This window comes from Marichromatium sp. AB31 (assembly GCF_003718685.1).
Classification (GTDB): domain Bacteria; phylum Pseudomonadota; class Gammaproteobacteria; order Chromatiales; family Chromatiaceae; genus Marichromatium; species Marichromatium gracile.
In genome coordinates this window covers 61,510-77,781 of sequence record NZ_RHFI01000016.1, presented here as the reverse complement: position 1 = coordinate 77,781, position 16,272 = coordinate 61,510, and the positions used below count along the sequence as shown (strand labels likewise).

The window sequence follows — 16,272 nt, the reverse complement described above, 5'->3', positions numbered from 1 at the left end:
TCGACTGCTTCCCGCACAACTCGGGGACGACGCTGCTCGAATCGCTCTACATGGGGGTGCCCTTCGTGACCCTGGCCGACCGGCCGAGTGTGGGCCGGATCGGGGCGATGATCCTCTCGGGGCTGGGGCGGGAGGAATGGATCGCCACGGACGAGGCCGACTACGTCGAGCGCGTGGTCGCGCTGGCCGCGGATCGCGAGGCGCTGGCGACGACCCGCGCCGGGTTGCGCGCGCAGATGGAGGCCAGCCCCTGGCGTGACGAGCAGGGGCAGGTGGCACGGATCGAGGCCGCCTACCGGGCGATGTGGCGGCGCTGGTGCGACTCGACGTCCGCCCCTGCCTGAAGTTGTGTCTTTGGTAAAGGGGCGCGTGCAGCAGCCCCGAGCTGTTTGCGTCAGGGAGCGAGAGCTCGGAGTGGCGTCCACGCAGATCCTACTCAGCCTGCTTCGCAAACGCTGGCTTACTATTTGCTTCCAGCCCCATCGATAGGGGAACGCGTTACTGGACTCGCGGCCGATGACCACACTGCATCGTTGCTGCCATGCGAGTGAGGGGCATGCTGAAGGGCGCGTCAATTTATTGGCGACTTGCGTGTCGGATGAATGTTGAGCGCTGGCGGCCGTTCCTCGACTAATCGCAATGATCAGGACAAAGGGGTCGACTATCCATGGTCTCCAACGATGAATCGCTTGAACTGGCACGCGCCCATCATGCCGCGGGCAGGCTGGACGAGGCGGAGTCACTGTATCGCGCCCGCCTCACTGCCGAGCCAGATGAGGCCGCCGCCCATCATGGTCTCGGGGTACTCGAGGTCGAGCGTGGACATCTCGATTCCGGCCTCGGCTTGTTACTGCGAGCGCTGGAGCTCGATCCCGAGAATGGGCGTCACTGGGAGTCTTATGCGCAGGGGCTGATGCTGGCCTATCGCCCGCAGGAGGGGTTGGCGGTGATCGAGCGGGCGATCGACTGCGGCCTCGATAGCGCCGAGGCACATGCCCTCAGAGAAATGCTCCAGCGCATGCTCGCGACCCCGACTCCGAGCGACGAAGACGCACTGATCACGCTGTTCGAGCGTCATCGGTTCGACGAGGTCGAGCAGCTTGCCCGTGACTGGACCGAGCGCCGACCCTGGGATGCCTTCGGCTGGAAGATGTTGGGCACTGTGCTGGCACAGTGCTCACGTGGCGAGGCTGCCGTGCCGGTGCTCGAAGAGGCGCTGCGGCGTGATGATCAGGATCCCCAGATCCTCAATACCCTTGGGGTTGCACTCGAACAGGTCGGGAGGCTCGAAGAGGCGGGTCTCGCCTATGCCCAGGCGGCCAAGCTTTCGCCTGATTTCGTCGCCGCACTCTACAATCTTGCCAGTCTGTTGCTGACGATCGGACGAGCTGAGGAGGCCATCGGCTATTTCGATGCGGTGCTGGCGATCAATCCCCGGCATTTGAAGAGCTATAACAACCGTGGCTCCGCGCTACGCCGACTCGGGCGTACGGATGAGGCGCTGGCCGACTACCAGCAGGCCCTGGATGTCGATCCCGATCATCCCGAGACCCTGACCAATCTTGGCAATGCGCTGGCCGAGCAAGGGCGTTTCGACGAGGCGCTGGCGTTGCAGCAGCATGCGGTTCGAGTCCGGCCGGGGCAGGCGGAAATGCTCTCCAACCTGGGGAACATCCTGCAGCTGATGGGGCGAGTTGACGAGGCAGTCACGACCTATCGCCAGGCGCTGTCGAAACACCCGACGGATGCCCGGGTCCACAGCAAGCTCTTGTTCACGCTCAATTATCACCCCGAGCTTTCGGCCAAGGCCATCTTCACCGATTATCGTGAGTTCGATCGCCGTCACGGTGAATCCGCGCGTGCGCACTGGTCTGCGCACGACAATGATCGCGACCCCGGGCGTCGCTTGCGCCTCGGGTATGTCTCGCCGGATTTTCGCCACCACTCGACCCGTCATATGCTCGAACCCTTGCTGATGCATCGCAATCGGCTCGACTTCGAGCTTTTCGCTTATGCCGAGCTGACGTGCGAGGACGCCCAGACGGCGCGCTACCAGGGATTGATCGATCACTGGGTGCCGACCCGGGGGCTGAGCGATGCCCAGCTCGCCGAACGTATCCGTGCCGACGGCATCGACATCCTGGTCGATCTGGCCGGACATACGGCGGGCAATCGGCTGGGGGCGTTTGCGCGCAAGCCGGCGCCGGTGTCGGTGAGTCTCTGGGTCGGTTATGGCTACACCTCGGGGTTGAGCGCGATCGACTACTTCCTGTGTGACGAGGTCCTGGTGCCGGAGGGTGCTGAGGAGTTGTTCAGCGAGCGGCCCTGGCGGATTGCCGCGCCCGCCGGCATGTATCGCCCGAGCGAGGGGATGGGGGCGGTGAACGTGTTGCCGGCGCTGGAGCGGGGATACATCACCTTCGGTACGCTGACCCGTGGGGTGCGTGTCAACCACCGCACCATCCGGGTGTGGTCCTCGATCCTCGAGCGGGTGCCGGGCGCGCGGCTGGTGGTCAACAGCAGGGACTTCTCCACCGAGACCGAGCAGGAGGCGCTGACCGAGCGCTTCGCCGCGCACGGGATCGGCGGCGAGCGCCTGGAGATCGGCTATCACTCCCCGCCGTGGGACGTGTTGCGGGGCATGGACATCGGACTCGACTGCTTCCCGCACAACTCGGGGACGACGCTGCTCGAATCGCTCTACATGGGGGTGCCCTTCGTGACTCTGGCCGACCGGCCGAGTGTGGGCCGGATCGGGGCGATGATCCTCTCGGGGCTGGGTCGGGAGGAATGGATCGCCACGGACGAGGCCGACTACGTCGAGCGCGTGGTCGCGCTGGCCGCGGATCGCGAGGCGCTGGCGACGACCCGCGCCGGGTTGCGCGCACAGATGGAGGCCAGCCCCTGGCGTGACGAGCAGGGGCAGGTGGCACGGATCGAGGCCGCCTACCGGGCGATGTGGCGGCGCTGGTGCGAGGGGAGCGTGTCACGAAGCCTTCCTGCGCGAGAGGTTGTGTGATGGGGTTCTCGCTTCGGCTCGCTGAGGATTTCAATTTTCCGGCAGCCCACCGTTATCCATGGTGTCGCAGGCATGTCAGGGATTCAGGGACCTGCGTGCGGGCCGGGGCCCGAGGATTGTCGAAATAGGATTAAAGCGATCGCCATGCCCGGCCGTTAACCTCAACGAAGCACAGTTAACATTGACGGCAGACCGCTGTTGCTGAACAGCCCGCCGGTTCGAGACCAACAGGAGAGCAGCCATGGCAATGGTCATCAATTCCAACATCATGTCGCTGAACGCACAGCAGAATCTGTCGAAGTCCCAGGCCGAGCAGAGCCAGGCGATGGAGCGACTGAGCAGCGGTCTGCGCATCAACTCCGCCAAGGACGACGCCGCCGGTTCGGCAATCGTCAGCCGTCTGACCTCGCAGGTGCGTGGTCTCGACCAAGCCGTGCGTAACGCCAACGACGGTATCTCCCTGGTGCAGACCGCCGAGGGCGCGCTCAACGAGAGCAGCAACATCCTCCAGCGTATGCGCGAGCTGTCGGTACAGTCGGCCAACGGCACCTACTCCAGCGGCAACCGCTCGACGCTCAACAACGAAGTCCAGCAGCTCGTCCAGGAGCTCGACCGTATCTCCACCAGCACCAACTTCAACGGCCTGAACCTGATGGACGGGTCGCTCGGCGAGGTCAATCTGCAGATTGGCTCCGAGGGTGGTCAGACGATCAGTGTCAACATCGGTCAGATCGACGCCGACTCGCTGGGCGTGGCCGAGTCGGCTGGCGTCGGTTCCTTTAGTCGCACGGGGACTGGCGCTGGTGCTGCTACCGACGCCTTCCCGCTTGCGACGACCGCCGTCAAGGCGCTCGGTACTGGAGACCTGGTGATCAACGGCATCTCGATCGGCGGCGCGACCGCCGCTGCCGATACCGCCTCGTCGCACGCCAAGAGCGCGAGCGCGCTCGCGACGGCTGCGGCCATCAACGAAAAGAGCGATCAGACGGGTGTGACCGCCATCGTTGGTGAGACCCAGCTCGGTGGTACTTCGATGACCGCCGGTGCGACCAGTGGCACCATTACCCTCAACGGCGTGTCTATCGACCTGAACACGACCGCAGACGCGGCCACCACGCGCTCCTCGATCGTCGAGGCGATCAACCTCAAGGCCGAGCAGACGGGGGTCACCGCGCTCGACACCGGGACCGACAACGGTGGTATCACCCTGGTGGCCGAGGACGGTCGCAACATCGCGCTGCACAATACTGGCGGCGCCCTGACCGCGGCCAACACCGGTCTGGGCCTGTCCGGCGCTTCGGATACCGGGTCGATCACCACGGGGACCGTGACTCTGGTCTCCGATGGGAGCGATCCGATCAAGATCGAGTCGGGCGCGACCGGTTCGGCTGCTGATGCTGGCTTCATGGAGGGCGACTACACCGGGACCCAGACTCAGTTATCCTCGAACTTGAACAACAGCACCGATGCGATGACCGCGGGTAACGTGTTCATCAACGGCGTCTCCGTGGGTCCGTCCTACGCGAACGACGACACCGCCTCCTCGGCAGGCAATGCCTACAGCGCCATCTCCAAGGCCGCGGCCGTCAACCTGGTCTCCGACCAGACCGGCGTGACCGCGACGGTGAACCAGAACCGGGCCGACAACAGCACGGCTCAGCTGACGGCCTCCGCCGCGGTCGCTGGGACGATCAATGGCGTCAGCATCACCGGCTTCACCACCGTGGCCGGCGCCGATAACACCAGCGCCAACCGCCAGTCCCTGGTGAATGCGATCAACGCCATCTCCGATCAGACCGGCGTGACCGCGGTCGACACCGGTGAGGACGGGACCGCCAACGGTGGTGGTGTGCAACTGGTCGCCGCGGATGGGCGGAACATCGTCGCCAACATTGCAAATGGCGCCAACGCCGGCTTCAACACGGGTGCCAGCACCTATGTCGGTGAGTTCACTCTGAACTCGGACAAGGAGATCGAGATCACTCGCGGGACCAACACCAACCTGAGCTTCTCCGGTCTGAGTGTCGGCGAGTTCGGTGGTGGCGAGGACGGTCAGGCGCTCTCGAACATCGACATCTCGACGGTCGAGGGGGCCAACAAGGCGCTGACGGCGATCGACAACGCCCTCGAGCGGGTCGACGACGTGCGCTCTGACCTCGGTGCGGTGAACAACCGGCTGGACTTCACCATCAGCAACCTGAGCAGCATCTCGCAGAACGCCTCGGCCTCGCGGTCGCGAATCCAGGACGCCGACTTCGCGGCGGAGACCGCGGCACTGTCCCGGGCCCAGGTGCTGCAGCAGGCAGGTACGGCGATGCTGGCCCAGGCCAACTCGGCGCCGCAGCAGGTCCTCTCGCTGCTGCAGTAACCGCCGGTCCCGGCCGCTAGGAAACGGGTCGCCCCCTGACCGGGGGGCGACCCGGTCGAGCCGAGGGAGGCAAGACCGATGGCCAGTGAATCCTATACTCTAAGCAATATCACTCCGATCCAGCAGCCCTCACCGGCGCCGTCGCGCTCCGAGCGCGACACCGGAACGAGCGCCGCGGAGCGGCAATCCAACGAACGGCTCGAGCGCGCCCCCGGCGCGCTCGCGACCGAACAGCAGACGCGGACGCGAGCCCAGGACCCCGCCGGCGCAGAGACCTCTGCCGAGCGTGAGGAGGCCTCCAGGGAGCAGCTCGATCAGGCCGTCGAGCGACTCAACGAGATGTTTGGCGGCTCGCGCCGGATGCTCAACTTCGAACTCGACAAAGAGGCCGATCGCACCGTGATCCGAGTCGTGGATGCCGAGACCGAGGAGTTGATCCGGCAGATCCCCAGCGAGGAGACCCTGAAGTTCGCGCAGTATGTCGAGGGGTTGGCGGGGCTGATCTTCAACGACCAGGCGTGAGCGTGTGAGGAGCGACGAACATGGCCGACAACATCATTTCCAGTCTGGGGGCCGGTTCGGGGATCGATATCACCAGCCTGGTCTCACAGCTCGTCGAGGTCGAGCGCGCCCCGGTCGAGCAGCGCATCTCCTCGCGCGAGGAGCGGCTGCAGGCCGAGATCTCGGGCTATGGCAAGCTCAGCAGCGCGCTCAGCGAATTGCAGGACAGCCTCGGCTCGCTGGCGGGCAACGACCTGTTCAACGCCCGCTCGGTCGCCATCCCCGACACCAATGTCATCACCGCCAACAGCGTTGCCGTCGGTGCCCAGACCGGTAGCTACCAGATCGAGGTCGAGGACATCGCCCGCGCCCAGTCGTTGACCATGGGCGCTCAGAGCGAGCGCGACAGCGCGCTCGGCAAGTCGGGCGAGCTGACCGTGCGCTTCGGTGAATGGACCTATGACGGCAGCGATGCGCCCTCGAGCTTCACCGCCAACGACGAGCGCGAGGCGCTGACCGTCAGTATCGATGCGAGCGACTCGCTCGACGCCATCGCCGCCAAGATCAACGAGCAGAACAGCGGCATCCAGGCCTCGGTACTCAAGGTCGACGACCAGTACCAGCTGATGCTGACCGCCCCCTCGGGCGCGGCCAACGCGCTGGAGATCAGCGGCGATGACGCCAGCCTCGACGACTTCGCCTTCAACGCCGCCAACCATGCCAATGTCACCGAGGTCCAGCAGGGCAGTGATGCGCTGCTGCGCATCAACGGCTTGCAGGTCTCGCGCGAGAGCAACGACATCGATGATGTCATCGAGGGCTTCAACTTCACCCTCAACAAGGCGAGTCCCGGCGAGTCGCTGACCTTCTCGATCAGCGAGGACAAGAGTCTCGCCGAGCAGGCCGTGCGCGACTTCGTCGATGCCTACAACAACTTCCAGACGACCGCCCAGGGCCTGATCGGCTATGCCCGTGACGACGCCGGCGAGCTGGTGCGCGACGAGAACGGCGCGCTGTCGCGTGGCGACCTTGCCAGCGACGGCACGGCGCGCGCCATGATTGATCGTCTGCGCAAACTCGTCGGCGGCGAGGTACAGGGACTCGAGGGCGGCTTCACCGCGCTGACCAACCTGGGGATCCGCACCGAACGCGATGGGTCGCTGTCGATCGCGAAAGACGAGTTCGGCAAGGAAGCCGAGTTCAGCGCAGCCTTCAGCAACAACTTCCAGCTGGTGGAGGACCTCTTCGCGCTGAAGACGGCCTCGATGAACAGCGCCGTCTCGGTCAACCTGGGCTCCTTCGCCGGGCGGGTCGATGCCGGCAGCTTCGAGGTCGAGATCACCCAGGACCCGACCCGCGGCGAGCTGCTCGCCGATGCCATCACCCAGGCCGATTTCGACGGCGCCACCGAGACCTTCACCACCGCGCTCGACACCTCCGGCGGTGGCTACAGCTTCAAGGTGGCGGTCGACGGTATCGAGTCCGGAACGATCGCCCTCAGCGGCACCTACGACTCCACCGAGCAGCTGCGCAGCGATCTGCAGTCGCTGATCAACAGCGACGAGAGACTCAAGGCGACCGGCACCAAGGTCGATGTGCTCTACGACGACGCCACCGACAGCTTCAGCTTCGTCTCCCGCGAGTACGGCTCGGTCTCCACGGTGGCCTTCACCGAGGCCAGTGCGTCGATGGCCGATCTCGGTGTGCACACCGGCTTGACCGGGACCGCCGGGATCGATGTCGCCGGCACCATCAATGGCGTGGAGGGCTTCGGTGCCGGCAATCAGTTGCTGCCCGCGCTCGATTCGCCCGCCTACGGTCTGAACTTCAGCGTGGCCGCCGGTGCGAGCAGCCAGGGCGCCTTCGATATCTCCTTCTCGCGCGGTTTCGCCGGCGAACTGAGCCGGCTGGTCGATGGGTTCCTCAGCAGCTCCGGGACGATCGAGATGCGCAAGGAGAACATCCAGGATCAACTGACCGAGCTCGGGGAAGAGCGCGAGACACTCGATCGACGCATGGAGGGTGTCGAGGCCAGGCTGCTGTCGCAGTTCATCGCAATGGAGTCCATCGTCAGTACCTTCCAGTCCACTGGCAGCCAGCTCGAGGGGCTTGTCGACCGCTTGCCCAATACGGCGCAGAACTGACGGTGAGAAAAGATTGCATGGTCAGGTTAAAGAAAACAGCAGGGGTGCCGTTATCCATGGTGTCAGCTAAGCAGACCTTTGGCGAAGGTCTGCAACGGGAGTCAGACCCTTTAGGGTGGCACCCGCGACGCGACCGGGAGGCAGGGGAAGCCGTACCGGGCAGGCATCTACGATTGCTGCGTCCGGCTGCAGGGAACCGGGGAGACAGTGATGATTGAATCGACCCAAGCTCCAGCAGGCGTGATGATCCGCTCACAGCCGACGCATCCGCAGGATGAGGTCGGGACGGCGGCTCGCGGTGACCGTCAACAGGCGGCAAAGGCCAGTGAGCAGAAGGCGTCGTCGGGTGGTGTGGAGACCGTGACGGGCGGCAACCCGCTGGAGGAACAGCAGCGGACCGGCCAGGCCGAGGCGCAACGCCAACCGGCAGAGGGGGAGGAAAAGAGTTCGACCCTGATGCTCGAGCAGGTGGTCGAGTCGATCAACGACTACCTGCAGGCGAACCAGCGTGCGCTGGAATTCAGCCTCGACGATGGCTCCGGTCAGGTCGTGGTCACGGTGAAGGATGCCGAGCGCAACGAAGTGATTCGCCAGATACCGCCGGAACATGCCTTGAAGCTGATGGCGCAGATGCGCGATGGCACCGGCATCAGCGGCATCGGGTTGACCGAAGAGGCCTGATCCGATTCGCTGATCACTCTCTAAAAATTGCAACTATTCGTCGGGAGTGGCCGATACCATGTATGCGATGCGTAAGGAACTCAACCAGTACCGTCAGGCTGGACCTTTGGCAGAGGTTGCGGTTGCCAGTCCGCATCGTCTGATCCAGATGCTGTTCGAGGGCGCGATCGAGCGGATCGCCGTGGCCCGCGGCGCGATGACGCACGGCAATCTGCAGACCAAGGGCGAACAGCTGAGCAAGGCGATCAACATCATCGAGTCGTTGCGCGCCGCTCTCGATCAAGACAAGGGCGGCGAGCTGGCCGAGAACCTTGATGCCCTCTACAGCTACATGTCGCGTCGCCTGCTCGAGGGCAACGCGCGCAACGAACCCGAGGCGCTCGACGAGGTTTCGGGTCTGCTCCGCACCATCAAGTCGGGTTGGGACGAAATCCCCGAGCGTCTCGGCCAGTAATAACGCCTTGCCGGATTTCAGGACGCTCGTTCGCTTCCCCGGTGCGGCGGGCGTCCTTTCCGGACCTTCCCCATATCGATAGAAGACACGCTTGCGGTGCCCATGCGCGCCGGCGAGAACGGGTGTCGATTTTTCGACGAATCCGCGTCAGGGCATCCGGATGCGCTGCGGTCAATGGGCGTCAAGATTTTGTCTTGCTGCTTGAGGTCTATTAGGTGGTTTGCTTTAGTTGTTGTTTTTCAAGGCGATTATTTTGTGGCGTGATTTTCGCTAGCTACTAGACAAACAACGATTACAGGGGCGCGCCACCGTGAGTTCGATCAGTCAAGCCGATACGCCGCATCTCACCCTTGTCTCCTCGTCCGAGACGGTCACCCAGCCGGAGCCGAAGAGTGTCGATCCGGTCGCATTCCTGCAGGCGATCACCGCCTCGCTCGACCTCGATCGGGTGCTGACGATACTCAACCGCTTCCTCTTCGATCTGGTCTGTCACAGCGGCTGGGAATATCTCAATGCCGCCGAGGGGCTGGCCTTCGAGGGCGGACAGCCGGACCGTCACCGCCTGGAATATGACCTCTCCCTGGGGGGGGGCGAGATGGGCCGGCTGGTGCTGATGCGCGGACGACGGTTCTCGGAGCTCGAGCAGGAGCGGATCGAGGCGCTGCTCGGGCTCGCCGCCCCGGCGTTGAAGAATGCCCTGGCCTATCAGACCGTGCTCACCCAGCTCGAGTCCGACCCGCTCACCGGGCTGGGCAACCGGATCGCACTGTTTCGTGAAGGGGCGCATTGGTTGGCCGATGCGGTGCGCCAGTCGCGACCGCTGTCGATGCTGGTGCTCGATCTCGACGGCTTCAAGCGTATCAATGACCAGTTCGGTCATCCCGAGGGGGATCGGCTGCTCCAGGCCGTGGCCAAGGGGCTGCGTTCGGCGACACGTGCCTCCGACCTGTGCGTGCGCATGGGGGGCGACGAGTTCGTGATCCTGCTCCCGGGGACCGACCTGACGCATGCCATGGAGTGTGCCGAGCGCGTCCGCCTGGCCATCGAGCACTGCTCGTCCGAGACCGCCGAGGGGGTGCGTGTCGGGGTCTGTGCCAGTATCGGTGTGGCGACCCACCGCCCGGGGATGGATCTCGACCAACTCTACACCCAGGCCGACGAGGCCCTCTATGCCGCCAAACGTGCCGGTCGCAATCGCACCCTGGCGGGGGCGGGGTGCGGTTGCGCGATGGTGCGTGAGACCACTCAGCAGCAGCTGCCGCTGTGTTGATTCGCCGCTTCGGGGCGCGGTTGCGTTGACCGTGCGGGGAAATAGCGAAAGGGATCAGCGTTTTGTGCTGTAAATTGGCTGAATGACACACACCTGAGATGTGTCACAATAAGCGGCCAGTCTTCCCGACCCGGAGCGTGCATGCTGGACAAGATCTCACTCAAGACCAAGCTACTCGTCGGCTTCCTGCTGGTGGCAGCAATCGTCCTGACCATCGGACTCAGGGCCATCCAGGGTGAGCACACCATGCGGACCGATGTGGTGCGCATCGGTCAGGTGCGACTGCCAGCGATCATCGCGCTCAATCATCTCAACTATCAGCGGGTGCAGATCCGTGGCCAGTCGCTGGAGGCGCAGATGCACGCCGACTGGACAGAGGGCACGCGCAAGCTGCTCGAGCAGGTGCTGCGCCAGCGCGAGGCCTCCTGGCGTGAGGTCGAGACGGTCCTCGAGCGCTACGCCGCGCTCGAGAAGACCGAGGACGAGGTTGCCATCTTTGCCGCCTTCAACGCCGAGTACGATGCCTGGCGGGCGATCTACCGCAAGCTCGACACGCTGATGCGGCGGATGCTCGAGGCGCCACAGCGTCAAGGTGTCGACGCGCAGGCGGTCTATGACGAGGTGCGCGACGCGTACATGCATCAGGTCCAGGAGATGATCCCGATCTCCGACCGGCTCGGTGCCATGGTCGAGTCCATGGTGATGATCAACAACCGCTTCGCCAACGATGCCGTCACCGAGGCGATCGATGCCTCGGAGCATACCGTGATGGTGAGCTCTATCCTGATGAGCATCGGGCTGGTGCTGTCGATCGCTCTCGGGCTGTTCATCACCCGCGACGTGCTGCGCCGTCTCGGTGGTGAGCCGGCCTATGCGCTCGCCGTCGTCAACCAGGTCGCCGAGGGCGATCTCGGTGCCCGCATCACCCTGCGCAAGGGCGATACCACCAGCCTCCTCGCCGCCTTCTCGGTGATGGTCGAGAACATGCGTCGCCTGCTGCGCGAGGTCGCCTCGGTGGGCAATCAGGTGGCGACCTCCGCCGAGGAGCTGTCGGCCGCCAGCGCCCAGGCGCGCGAGCAGATCGCCCGCCAGCAGACCGAGACCGGGCAGGTGGCCGCGGCGATCAACCAGATGACTACCACCGTCGAGCAGGTCGCGCGTCATGCCGGCGAGGCCGCCGATGCAGCGCGCGCGACCAACCGCGAGGCCGATACCGGCGGTGAGGTGGTCGAGCAGGCGATCGCCGCGGTCGAGGCCATGGCCCAGGAGCTCGAATCCTCGGCCCAGGTGGTCGGTCGACTCTCCCAGGACAGTCGCGAGATCGGCGATGTCCTCGATGTCATTCGCGGCGTCGCCGAGCAGACCAACCTGCTTGCGCTCAACGCCGCGATCGAGGCGGCGCGTGCCGGCGAGGCCGGGCGCGGCTTCGCGGTGGTCGCCGACGAGGTGCGCACCCTCGCCAACCGCACCCAGCGCTCCACCGAGGACATCCAGCAGAAGATCGAGCGGGTGCAGAGCGGCGCCAACGGCGCCGTCGAGGTGATGGACAAGGGGCGCGCGATGGCCCAGCAGACCGTCGAGCAGGCACGCCGCGCCGGTGAGTCGCTGCGCACCATCAACGGCTCGATCACCACCATCAACGACATGAACACCCAGATCGCCAGCGCCGCCGAGCAACAGGCGACCGTGGCCGAGGAGATCAACCGCAACGTCCACACCATCTCCGACGTGGTCGAGGAGAGCGCCACCGGATCGACGCAGGTCGCGGCGGCAAGCACCGAGCTGGCGCGACTCGCCGCGCAGCTCCAGGAACGGCTGGAGCGCTTCAAGCTGTGAGCGGGGCGATGCGCAATCCGCCGGCGACCGACATCGGGCGCGCCGGGGTGGTGCTGCGTGGCGCGGCGATGGGGGTGGCCGAGATCATCCCCGGGGTCTCTGGCGGCACCATCGCCTTCGTCAGCGGGATCTACGAACGGTTGATCGAGGCGATCCGGGCCGTCGGTCCGGGACTGATCGGGGTTGCTCGCCGCGAAGGGGTGGCGGGTGTATGGCGGGCGATCGACGGCAACTTCTTGACGCTCCTGCTCGCCGGCATGGTCGTCGGCCTGCTCACCGGGCTGTTCACCGTCTCCTGGCTGCTCGAGCACCATCCGCCGCTGGTGTGGGGATTCTTCTTCGGCCTGATCCTCGCCTCCATCCTGCACATGGCCCGACGCATCGAGCGCTGGGATGCCACCGGGCTGGGGTTGCTCGTGCTCGGCGCGGCGTTCGCCTACGCGCTCACCGTGCTCACCCCGGCGCAGGGCTCGGAGGCGCTGTGGTTCGTCTTCTGCTGCGGCGTCATCGCCATCTCGGCGCTGATCCTGCCGGGGATCTCGGGGAGCTTCATGCTGCTCCTGCTCGGCATGTACCAGTTCATCATTCACGACACCCTCAAGGGGCTGCTGGTCGACTACAGTCCCGAGCGGCTGCTGGTGCTCGGGGTGTTCGCGCTCGGCTGCGTGGTCGGGCTGATGACCCTCTCTCGACTGCTCTCCTGGACCTTCCATCGTTTCCACGCCCAGACCCTGGCGCTGCTCACCGGCTTTCTCGTCGGCTCGCTCAACAAGATCTACCCCTGGCGCAACCCGGTCGACTGGCTGCGCGGCGCCGACGGCCAGGTGGTGTTGAGCGCCGACGGTCTCACCCCGCACAAGATCATCGCCGAGAGCAACGTCCTCCCCGGCGCCTACCACGGCGACCCGCTGCTGATCGGCACCCTCGTCGCCTGTCTCCTCGGCGTCCTCTCCGTGCTCGCCTTCGAGCGCCTCGCCGAGCGGGGGGCCGAGGGGAGGTGAACCACTAAGGCGCGAAGGACGCGAAGGAAAGAAGACTTCGGGTGCAGTCTTTTGCGACCAGTCAGCCGTTGTCTTCGACCACGCGTGATTCGGGCTGGCCACCGAGAACCCTCGATCGACTTTGCGTGCTTGGCGTCTTTGCGGTTTGAACCAGCCTCCAGCCTCCAGCCTCCAGCCTCCAGCCTCCAGCCTCCAGCCTCCAGCCTCCAGCCTCCAGCCTCCAGCCTCCAGCCTCCAGCGAGATGATCGCCGGGGATTGTCGGAGTGCAAAGACCCAAAGGGATAACGCGCTTCCAGCCCCGTCGGTTGGGCTGCCGCTGCGCGGCAACCCGACAGCTGCGCCAAGGTCTCGGGATTGACGCCGATCCCCGAGGAAGGTCCGCGTGGGCGGCAGCTACCCAACCTACGACGCTGGTGCCCGAGGGCTGCTCGCTGGTCCGCCGTGCCGGCTACCGCCGCCGGCGCTGCAGTCCGCCGGTGACGGCGTCGGCGGCGGCGGGGTCCTCGGGCCAGTGGTGCTTGGGGTAGCGCCCGCGCAACTCCTTGCGCACGTCCGTATAGCCCTGGGCCCAGAAGCTCGCGAGGTCCTGGGTGACCTGGATCGGGCGTCGCGCCGGGGAGAGCAGATGGAGCAGCACCGCCACCCGGCCGTCGCACACCCGCGGGGTCTCGCACAGCCCGAACAGCTCCTGCAGCGGCACGGCGAGCACCGGTGGTCCGTCGCTGGCGTAGTCGAGACGGCGCTGGTTGCCCGCCGGGGTGCGCAGATGGGTCGGTGCGGCCCGGTCGAGCCGCTGGCGTTGGTCCCAGTCGAGCAGGCCGAGCAGCAGCTCGGCCGCCTCCAGGCGCCGGGTCTCGCTCAGTCGCGACTTGCCGATCAGCCAGGGATCGAGCCAGTCGGCGGCGCGCGCGTGCAGTCCCTCGGGGCCGGGATCGGGCCAGCCGCCCTGGGGGTCGTGGGCGCGCAGCAGGGCGATGCGGGCGCGCAACTGCGTGGCGTCATCGTCCCAGCGCAGCGCCCGCTCGGGGTCGGCGAGCACCTGTTCGCGCAGCAGTTCGAGCACCGCCGGGTCGTCGGGGAGCGGCAGCGGGCGCGCCTCGAGGGTGAGGGCATCGAGCCGGGTGAGGGCGCGCGCGCGCACCGCCTCGTGCTCGGCGTCCCAGTCGCAGCGGGTCTCGGTGTGGATGCGCTGCGCGTAGACCGCGTGCAGGGTGTCGGCGTCGATCGCCAGGGCGTGACGGATGCGCCCGTCGCGACCCTGGGCGTCGAGCTCGGCGACGACCAGATAGGGGCTGGCGGTGAGCGCATCGGCCGGGTCGAGCCGCGCGCCGTTGCCGGCGGCGAGCAGATAGCGCTCGCCGCGGGCGTCGCGCCGCTGGGCGATGCGCTCGGGGTAGGCGAGGGCGAGCAGCGCGCCCGGGGTACGGGCCGTGCCCGGCGGGTGGCTGGCGCGCGCGACCCGCTCGCCGAGCTGACGCGCGGCGCGTGCCACGGCGTCGAGTCGGCGCGGATCGAAGCCGGGCGTCGGACGGCGCGCCCGCCGTTGCGCCAGTGCCTGCAGCCGGGCGCCGAGGTCGGCCGGTGAGCTGAGCGCGCGCGGGTCGAGCGCCGGGTCGCGCTCGCTGAGCAGGGCGCCGAGATCGGCGGCGAGCGCGCGCGCCTCGGGTGCGGCGCCGAGCAGCATCACCCCGAGCCGGGGGTGGAGCGGCAGCTGGGCGAGCGCGCGCCCGAGCGCGGTGATGGCGCCGCGCGCATCGAGCGCGCCGAGCGTCTGGAGGAGGGCGCGGCCCTGTGCCCAGGCCGGTTGCGGCGGCGGGTCGAGCCAGGCCAGTTCGGCGGGGTCGTTCACCCCCCAGAGCGCGAGTTCGAGGGCCAGCGGCGCGAGGTCGGCCTGGAGGATCTCGGGGTCGCGCTGTGCGGCGCGCCCGCGCGCCTGCTCGCGGGTCCACAGCCGGTAGCAGTGACCGGGCCCGAGCCGCCCGGCGCGTCCGGCACGCTGCTCGGCCGAGGCGAGCGAGACCGGCTCGGTGACCAAGCGGGTGAGCCCGGTGTTGGGGGCGAAGCGCGGCTTGCGGGTGAGCCCGCCGTCGATCACCACGCCGACGCCCTCGATGGTGAGGCTGGTCTCGGCGATGTCGGTAGCGAGGATCACCCGCCGCCGCCCGGGCGTGGGCGGGGCGAGGGCGCGCGCCTGCTCGGCGGTGGGCAGACTGCCGTGGAGGGCGAGCAGGTCGGTCTCGGGGCCGAGCCGGGGGGCGAGTGCTGCGCGACAGCGCTCGATCTCGCGCACCCCGGGGAGGAAGGCGAGGATGTCGTCGTCGTGCGCGGCGAGCGCGTGCACCACCGCGCCGACCAGGCCCGCCGGCTGCTCGACCGGGCGCTCGGCGTGATGCACCGTGACCGGATAGGTGCGCCCGGCGGCACTGATCGTCTCGGCGCCGCCGAGCAGTCTGGCCACCGGCTCGGCCTCGATGGTCGCCGACATCACCAGCACCCGCAGCTCGGGGCGCAGGTTGGCGACCACGTCGAGCACCAGCGCCAGTCCCAGGTCGGCGTGCAGGCTGCGCTCGTGGAACTCGTCGAAGATCACCAGATCGACCCCGCTGAGCTCGGGGTCGTGCTGCAACCGGCGGGTGAGGATGCCCTCGGTGAGCACCTCGATGCGGGTCTTCGGGCCGATCCGGCGCTCGAAGCGCACCTGGTAGCCGACCGTCTCGCCGAGCGCTTCGTTGCACAGTGCGGCCATCCTCGCGGCGGTCATGCGCGCTGCCGGGCGGCGCGGTTCGAGCATCAGGATGCGCCCGCCGATCAGCCCCTCGGCCTCGAGCAGGGCGAGCGGCGCGCGGGTCGACTTGCCCGAGCCGGTGGGGGCCTGGAGCAGGGCGTGGCCGTGGCGCAGGGCCTCGATCAGCGCCGGCAGGCTGGTCTCGATCGGTAGTGGAGCGGGTTTGGGCGTGTGCTGTGACATGCGAGCGGTGGGGACGGCTGAGCCCCGGG

General features: G+C 66.9%; 10 protein-coding genes and 1 pseudogene. 10 read left to right on the top strand and 1 reads right to left on the bottom strand.

The features are described 5' to 3' along the window. From EBL84_RS12245 to EBL84_RS12200, 10 genes and pseudogenes are all read left to right on the top strand, one after another. Positions 1–344 (top strand): annotated as a pseudogene (locus tag EBL84_RS12245) (glycosyltransferase); the annotation flags it as partial. A gap of 323 nt (positions 345–667) precedes the next feature. After that, positions 668–3,019 carry a tetratricopeptide repeat protein gene (locus EBL84_RS12240; RefSeq protein ID WP_123141080.1) on the top strand — a complete coding sequence of 784 codons (2,352 nt, stop codon included), beginning with the start codon at positions 668–670 and terminating at the stop codon, positions 3,017–3,019. A 241-nt stretch (positions 3,020–3,260) separates the two neighbouring features. After that, positions 3,261–5,387 carry a flagellin gene (locus tag EBL84_RS12235; RefSeq protein ID WP_123141079.1) on the top strand — a complete coding sequence of 709 codons (2,127 nt, stop codon included), beginning with the start codon at positions 3,261–3,263 and terminating at the stop codon, positions 5,385–5,387. 78 nt (positions 5,388–5,465) lie between these two features. After that, positions 5,466–5,909, top strand: coding sequence for a flagellar protein FlaG (locus EBL84_RS12230; RefSeq protein ID WP_123141078.1), 444 nt, complete (start codon positions 5,466–5,468; stop codon positions 5,907–5,909). A gap of 20 nt (positions 5,910–5,929) precedes the next feature. Continuing rightward, on the top strand, positions 5,930–8,032 hold the full coding sequence (fliD, locus tag EBL84_RS12225; RefSeq protein ID WP_123141077.1) for a flagellar filament capping protein FliD: 2,103 nt from the start codon (positions 5,930–5,932) through the stop codon (positions 8,030–8,032). Between the two features lie 210 nt (positions 8,033–8,242). Further along, positions 8,243–8,713 carry a flagellar protein FlaG gene (locus EBL84_RS12220; protein ID WP_223806114.1) on the top strand — a complete coding sequence of 157 codons (471 nt, stop codon included), beginning with the start codon at positions 8,243–8,245 and terminating at the stop codon, positions 8,711–8,713. Between the two features lie 58 nt (positions 8,714–8,771). Continuing rightward, positions 8,772–9,167 carry a flagellar export chaperone FliS gene (gene fliS / locus EBL84_RS12215; protein ID WP_123141075.1) on the top strand — a complete coding sequence of 132 codons (396 nt, stop codon included), beginning with the start codon at positions 8,772–8,774 and terminating at the stop codon, positions 9,165–9,167. Between the two features lie 310 nt (positions 9,168–9,477). Continuing rightward, positions 9,478–10,437 (top strand): GGDEF domain-containing protein, encoded by a 960-nt coding sequence (locus tag EBL84_RS12210; protein ID WP_123141074.1) that lies wholly within the window; start codon positions 9,478–9,480, stop codon positions 10,435–10,437. A 141-nt stretch (positions 10,438–10,578) separates the two neighbouring features. Then, positions 10,579–12,273 (top strand): methyl-accepting chemotaxis protein, encoded by a 1,695-nt coding sequence (locus EBL84_RS12205; protein ID WP_123141073.1) that lies wholly within the window; start codon positions 10,579–10,581, stop codon positions 12,271–12,273. Then, a complete protein-coding gene (locus EBL84_RS12200; RefSeq protein ID WP_223807011.1) occupies positions 12,270–13,274 on the top strand; it encodes a DUF368 domain-containing protein in 1,005 nt (334 codons plus the stop codon). Before EBL84_RS12205 ends, EBL84_RS12200 begins: the two co-directional genes overlap by 4 nt. Positions 13,275–13,723: 449 nt before the next feature. Here the strand turns inward: EBL84_RS12200 and hrpB are convergent, their stop codons facing one another. Then, complete coding sequence (hrpB, locus tag EBL84_RS12190; RefSeq protein WP_190287956.1) at positions 13,724–16,243, bottom strand: ATP-dependent helicase HrpB; 2,520 nt, start codon at positions 16,241–16,243, stop codon at positions 13,724–13,726. Between the last annotated feature and the right edge of the window lie 29 nt (positions 16,244–16,272).

What these genes read in the sequence shown, in the direction of transcription:
- EBL84_RS12230 (WP_123141078.1), top strand. Translation starts at nt 5,466, where the DNA reads ATGGCCAGTGAATCCTATACTCTAAGCAATATCACTCCGATCCAGCAG.
- EBL84_RS12240 (WP_123141080.1), top strand. Translation starts at nt 668, where the DNA reads ATGGTCTCCAACGATGAATCGCTTGAACTGGCACGCGCCCATCATGCC.
- EBL84_RS12205 (WP_123141073.1), top strand. Translation starts at nt 10,579, where the DNA reads ATGCTGGACAAGATCTCACTCAAGACCAAGCTACTCGTCGGCTTCCTG.
- fliS (WP_123141075.1), top strand. Translation starts at nt 8,772, where the DNA reads ATGTATGCGATGCGTAAGGAACTCAACCAGTACCGTCAGGCTGGACCT.
- EBL84_RS12220 (WP_223806114.1), top strand. Translation starts at nt 8,243, where the DNA reads ATGATTGAATCGACCCAAGCTCCAGCAGGCGTGATGATCCGCTCACAG.
- EBL84_RS12235 (WP_123141079.1), top strand. Translation starts at nt 3,261, where the DNA reads ATGGCAATGGTCATCAATTCCAACATCATGTCGCTGAACGCACAGCAG.
- fliD (WP_123141077.1), top strand. Translation starts at nt 5,930, where the DNA reads ATGGCCGACAACATCATTTCCAGTCTGGGGGCCGGTTCGGGGATCGAT.
- hrpB (WP_190287956.1), bottom strand. Translation starts at nt 16,243, where the DNA reads ATGTCACAGCACACGCCCAAACCCGCTCCACTACCGATCGAGACCAGC.